Below are 5,514 nucleotides of genomic sequence, written 5' to 3'. Positions count from 1 at the left end.
AAATTTCTTTTACGCTTTGTTGATTGTAAGTAAAAATTGGTACTTAATATGAATCAAAGAGATTTAGAGGATGCTTGAAAAGTCGGAAAGAGTTTAAAAAATTGGTAGCATCCAGTTTTGGTAGGAATACTCAAACAGCTAATAAACAACTTACTTTATTGCAGAGATACCTGTTGAGTGCCTATTCCCGCATTATTTATCCTATAGGTTAATCTTAAATAATATTATGATTAATATTACTTTAAATTACTGAAACAGGCGCACCTTGTTGTTAGATACTTTCAGCAATACTAGTAGTCGGCTATAAATGCAACAACCGTTAAAGTGATTTCACTGGCAGTGCTAATTATGGGTAGTGTGCCAGTTGAAAAATGAATTACTTTGGCTACAAGTTAGTCCGCCTCAGCAGCTTGAGCAGTATTCCCTTGCTTGACTCTGTAGTACCAGTCAGTACAGATGAACGTTTAGCGGCAGAATAAGTTTTAGACTACGTTCGTGGCTGCCGTATCCTTGCGCCAATGGCAAAGCGATATTTCCAAAACTAGGGGTAATCAAATTTTTACCCCAAAATGAGCGAATCAGCTTCAACAACAGCCAGTTTAATTTATCTCAAATTCTTCAGTACATTTGTCAGCCCTTCATTTATCGAATCTCAAACACTTGGGAAATTTTATTTTCTCACACAATTCTTATTTCACACGAATGGCTTGCGATGAACAAAAAATATTTTAACTTTCGCTATCCTCAAATTAGCTAACAATGGTACTTATGATTTACGAATCTTGGTCACAAGTTGTAATTCGCACAGTTCTTGAATGGGAAAAACGTAAAGCCGAGTTAAGATCTACTCCGGCTATTCCAGAACAAAAAACAAAGTCCAAAAACAAGACTGCCTAGTAACGATACTCAATGGCTGTAACAAAATTTCCATCTACGCAGATTTTTTTCACGCAGCCATTAAGGATTGCTCGTTTATCTTGAGCATTTAGTCCTTGCCAGTAACTTTTATGAGCAAAAGCCTGTATAATTCTTTCCTTAGCAATCAGAGATTGTTTAGAGGCATTATTTGTTGTTCCCAGTGCGATCGCAATCTGTTCTTTGAGGTCATTTTTGATTTGTTCAATGGCTGAACTTGGTGGCAATGTTTCCAGAGTATTCAGGGATGCGCGGAGAGTTTTTACTTCTGGGGGTTCTTCTACAATAAGTTGCTCATCTGTTTCCACCAAGTTGGCTAATCTTTCCGCTTCTTGTGCCAATAAATCCATTACTTGGATGTCTAATATTTTTGATGAAATCATATTTTTATGATTACAAGTTCCAGCTTTATACAAACGGCACTGATAATAATAGATAGCTTGCCCATTTTTATCTACTCGTTTGGCGTGGCGTGTCATTGAGCCATCGCAATGAGCGCATTTAAGTAAATTAGAAAATGGGTTAACTTCGCTATCTTCTCTAGCATTCCATCGGTTATTGCGATTACCTCGGATAATTTGTTTGATGCGTTCGTGTTCATCATAGGTAATAATTGCCTCATCATCGTGAGTTCCCCATTTCACCTTCCATTCATCAAAATGTTTGCGTTTTCCCTTTGACTTAACGTAAGTATCAAAAGGCAATCCTCCAGCATAAACAGGATTTACTAATAATGCTTTTAAGCCTGGGATTGACCATCTTAAACCAGACCACGGATAACGCAAGGGGTGGTTAGTTTTATTGGGCGTAAATACAATTTTATCTAAGTCGTCATCACTAACAATTTGTGATGACTTTTCTAATTTATGCCAATTTAAAGCTTTTGTTTCTATACCAAAATCTGAGTGTAATTTACGCACAGTCGCCGCAACTGAACCACACTCAAAAAAAGTGTTAAAAATATACCTAGCCAAGTCAGATACAGTTAATTCTCTGCGTCCTTCCAGCAAACAAATGCACGGTGATTCATCGCGGACATATTTATCTTTGTCGATACGATATCCCAATGGTGCAACTCGGTGACTTTTTCCTTGAGTTACCCGATGACGACGTTCACTTTTCAATCTCTCCGTTACCATTCTGACCTCAAATTTGGCAGCAGCAAGTAACATATCAATTGTTAATTCTCCGCCTAGACTGTCAGGATCAACTCCTTGATCTAGAGCGATTAATTTAATCCCTTTAGATCGTAATACCTCTAATAATGAATAAAACAGCCGCGATGATGAGCCAATCCGGTCAATTCGGGTAAATTGCAGTGATTTTACTTTACCTGTTGGAGATGTCTGCAAATCATTAATTAATTGTTGTAGCCCTTCCCTGACTTCCGTTGTTCGTGATTGAATATCCCAGTATACCTTTGCACAGCCAGCATTCTGCAAGCGTTCGATTTGCTTACGCAACGCACCTTTATCGGCTTGCTGCTCCTCACTGCTAACTCTGGCGTAACCCCAAACTTCCATAACAACCCATAGACACAACCTTCATTATATTTGATAGCAGATACTTCTATTCACAGAAATATTCCGAACAATTACAAAAGCGTCAGGGTGAAATCTTAGGGGTATAAAGATGAGTGTTATTTATTTGGATAATAATGCTACCACTAAGGTAGATCCAGAAGTTGTAGAGGCGATCATGCCCTACCTGACCGAATATTACGGTAATCCATCTAGTATGCACACCTTTGGCGGGCAACTGGCCAAGGCAGTGAGAACAGCGAGAGAACAAGTTGCAGCCCTATTGGGTGCGGATGAATCAGAAATTGTGTTTACAAGTTGTGGTACTGAAGGTGATAATGCCGCCATTCGCGCCGCCTTGTTAGCTCAACCAGAAAAACGCCACATCATCACTACCCAGGTAGAACACCCCGCAGTCTTAAATGTCTGCAAACAGTTAGAAACCCAAGGTTATAGTGTTACCTATCTTTCGGTGAATCGTCAGGGGCAATTGGATCTAGATGAACTAGAAGCCTCGTTGACAGGTAACACCGCCCTGGTGACGATTATGTATGCCAACAACGAAACCGGGACTGTTTTCCCCATTGAGCAAATTGGGATGCGGGTGAAGGAAAAAGGCGCAATCTTCCATGTAGACGCGGTGCAAGCAGTAGGTAAGATACCTCTGAATATGAAGACCAGCACTGTAGATATGTTAACGATGTCTGGTCACAAAATCCACGCACCCAAAGGGATTGGTGTATTGTATGTGCGCCGTGGTGTGAGATTCCGTCCCCTAATGATTGGAGGACACCAAGAACGGGGACGGCGTGCAGGTACAGAGAATGTACCGGGAATTGTCGGTTTAGGTAAAGCCGCAGAATTGGAAATGCTGCACCTAGAAGAAGCGACTACGAGAGAAAAACGGCTGCGCGATCGCCTAGAACAAACCTTACTTGCTAAAATTCCTGAGTGCGAAGTTAACGGTGATATTACGCAGAGATTGCCCAACACCACCAACATCGGTTTCAAATACATCGAAGGTGAAGCCATCCTGCTGTTGTTAAATAAATACGGTATCTGTGCCTCCTCCGGTTCCGCCTGTACCTCTGGCTCATTGGAACCATCCCACGTCCTCCGGGCAATGGGTTTACCATACACCACCTTACACGGTTCGATTCGCTTCAGTCTTTGTCGCTACACCACAGAAGCCGAAATCGACAAAGTAATCGAGGTTATGCCCGAAATTGTTGAACGCCTCCGCGCCCTCTCCCCCTTCAAAAATGATGAAGCGGGTTGGTTGCAATCCCAAGAACAAACATTGGCTCATAGGTAATAGGTTACAGGTTACAGGTTACAGACGATTTGATATCACTTATCGCCTTGCTTATAGGTTGCAGGAAACAGATAATTCTCTGTCACCCCTAAAGGGGTTCGCCACTTGCTATATGCCGGGGAACCCGTCCACCGCAGTGGCTCACCTGTCACCTGTCACCTGTCACCTCTCTCCACTCATCACTCAGCACTCGGAACTAAATATGTGGGACTACACAGATAAAGTATTAGAACTGTTTTACGATCCCAAGAATCAGGGGGTTATCGAAGAAAACAGCGAACCTGGCGTGAAGGTTGCCACGGGAGAAGTAGGTAGTATTGCTTGCGGTGATGCGCTGAGATTGCACATCAAAGTTGAAGTTGAATCTGATAAGATTTTGGATGCTCGCTTCCAAACCTTTGGCTGCACCAGTGCGATCGCTTCTTCGAGCGCCTTGACAGAAATGATTAAGGGTCTGACCTTGGATGAAGCCCTGAAAGTTTCTAATAAAGACATTGCTAATTACCTCGGTGGCTTGCCAGAAGCTAAAATGCACTGCTCTGTGATGGGGCAGGAAGCTCTCGAAGCTGCTATCTATAACTATCGTGGCATTCCTCTAGCTGCCCATGATGACGATGATGAAGGGGCATTAGTTTGCACTTGCTTTGGTATCAGCGAAAATAAGGTTCGGCGTGTAGTTATCGAAAATCACCTTACTAATGCGGAACAGGTAACAAATTACATCAAAGCTGGTGGCGGTTGCGGTTCCTGTTTAGCTAAGATTGATGATATCATTAAAGATGTAAAGGAAAAGAACGCCGTAACGAATCTCAACACAAATGGCGTAAACCCCACTAAAGAAATTGCTAATTCTGGGCAGAAACGACCATTAACTAACGTTCAAAAGATTGCCCTCATCCAAAAAGTATTAGACGAAGAAGTTAGACCCGTATTGATCGCCGACGGCGGAGATGTAGAACTCTACGATGTAGACGGCGATATTGTTAAAGTAGTGCTGCAAGGCGCGTGTGGCTCTTGTTCTAGCTCTACAGCTACCTTAAAGATAGCGATTGAATCGAGACTACGCGATCGCATCAACCCCAGCCTAGTAGTCGAAGCAGTCTAGTTAACAGTTGACTGTTAACTGTCAAAAGAACTTTTACAACTACATAACGAACCATCATGAGTACAAATTCTAGTGTGTTTTCTGTAGAGCGATCGCCTCCTTTCGGTGACGTTCTACACTAAGCTCACCGCCGAGCTTCAATAGGCGTGAGCAGCCGACAAACAAAACGCAAAGACCCACCAACCAACTAACCAACTACTAGCAGGAAAAGAGAACCATGACTGACGAAAACATTAGACAGATAGCTTTCTACGGTAAAGGCGGTATCGGTAAATCTACCACCTCCCAAAACACCCTAGCAGCTATGGCAGAAATGGGTCAGCGCATCATGATTGTAGGTTGCGACCCTAAAGCTGACTCCACCCGTTTGATGCTCCACTCCAAAGCTCAAACCACCGTATTACACTTGGCTGCTGAACGTGGTGCAGTAGAAGACTTAGAACTCCACGAAGTAATGTTGACCGGTTTCCGTGGTGTTAAGTGCGTAGAATCTGGTGGTCCAGAACCCGGTGTAGGTTGCGCTGGTCGTGGTATCATCACCGCTATTAACTTCCTAGAAGAAAACGGTGCTTACCAAGACCTAGACTTCGTATCCTACGACGTATTGGGTGACGTTGTGTGCGGTGGTTTCGCTATGCCTATCCGTGAAGATTAAGCTG

3 protein-coding genes and 2 pseudogenes are annotated in these 5,514 nt (G+C 42.8%); 4 read left to right on the top strand and 1 reads right to left on the bottom strand.

All coding sequences use genetic code 11. The annotated features are described in order from the left end of the window. Nucleotides 1-259: 259 nt before the first annotated feature. A pseudogene (locus NOS7524_RS31150) lies at nucleotides 260-570 on the top strand (IS982 family transposase); the annotation flags it as partial. Between the two features lie 323 nt (nucleotides 571-893). Here NOS7524_RS31150 and xisF read toward each other — a convergent pair. Beyond that, nucleotides 894-2,438, bottom strand: a complete 1,545-nt coding sequence (xisF, locus tag NOS7524_RS05985; protein ID WP_015137582.1) for a fdxN element excision recombinase XisF — start codon at nucleotides 2,436-2,438, stop codon at nucleotides 894-896. Nucleotides 2,439-2,547: 109 nt separating this feature from the next. On the opposite strand from xisF, the gene nifS reads away from it, so the two are divergent. From nifS to NOS7524_RS05970, 3 genes and pseudogenes are all read left to right on the top strand, one after another. Further along, nucleotides 2,548-3,750 (top strand): cysteine desulfurase NifS, encoded by a 1,203-nt coding sequence (gene nifS / locus NOS7524_RS05980; protein ID WP_015137581.1) that lies wholly within the window; start codon nucleotides 2,548-2,550, stop codon nucleotides 3,748-3,750. Between the two features lie 202 nt (nucleotides 3,751-3,952). Then, a complete protein-coding gene (gene nifU, locus NOS7524_RS05975) occupies nucleotides 3,953-4,855 on the top strand; it encodes a Fe-S cluster assembly protein NifU (RefSeq protein WP_015137580.1) in 903 nt (300 codons plus the stop codon). 217 nt (nucleotides 4,856-5,072) lie between these two features. Next, nucleotides 5,073-5,504 (top strand): annotated as a pseudogene (locus tag NOS7524_RS05970) (AAA family ATPase); the annotation flags it as partial. Between the last annotated feature and the right edge of the window lie 10 nt (nucleotides 5,505-5,514).

This window comes from Nostoc sp. PCC 7524 (assembly GCF_000316645.1).
Lineage (GTDB): Bacteria > Cyanobacteriota > Cyanobacteriia > Cyanobacteriales > Nostocaceae > Trichormus.
Note: the sequence above shows the minus strand (reverse complement) of the source record. Positions and strands in the feature narration are given on the sequence as shown.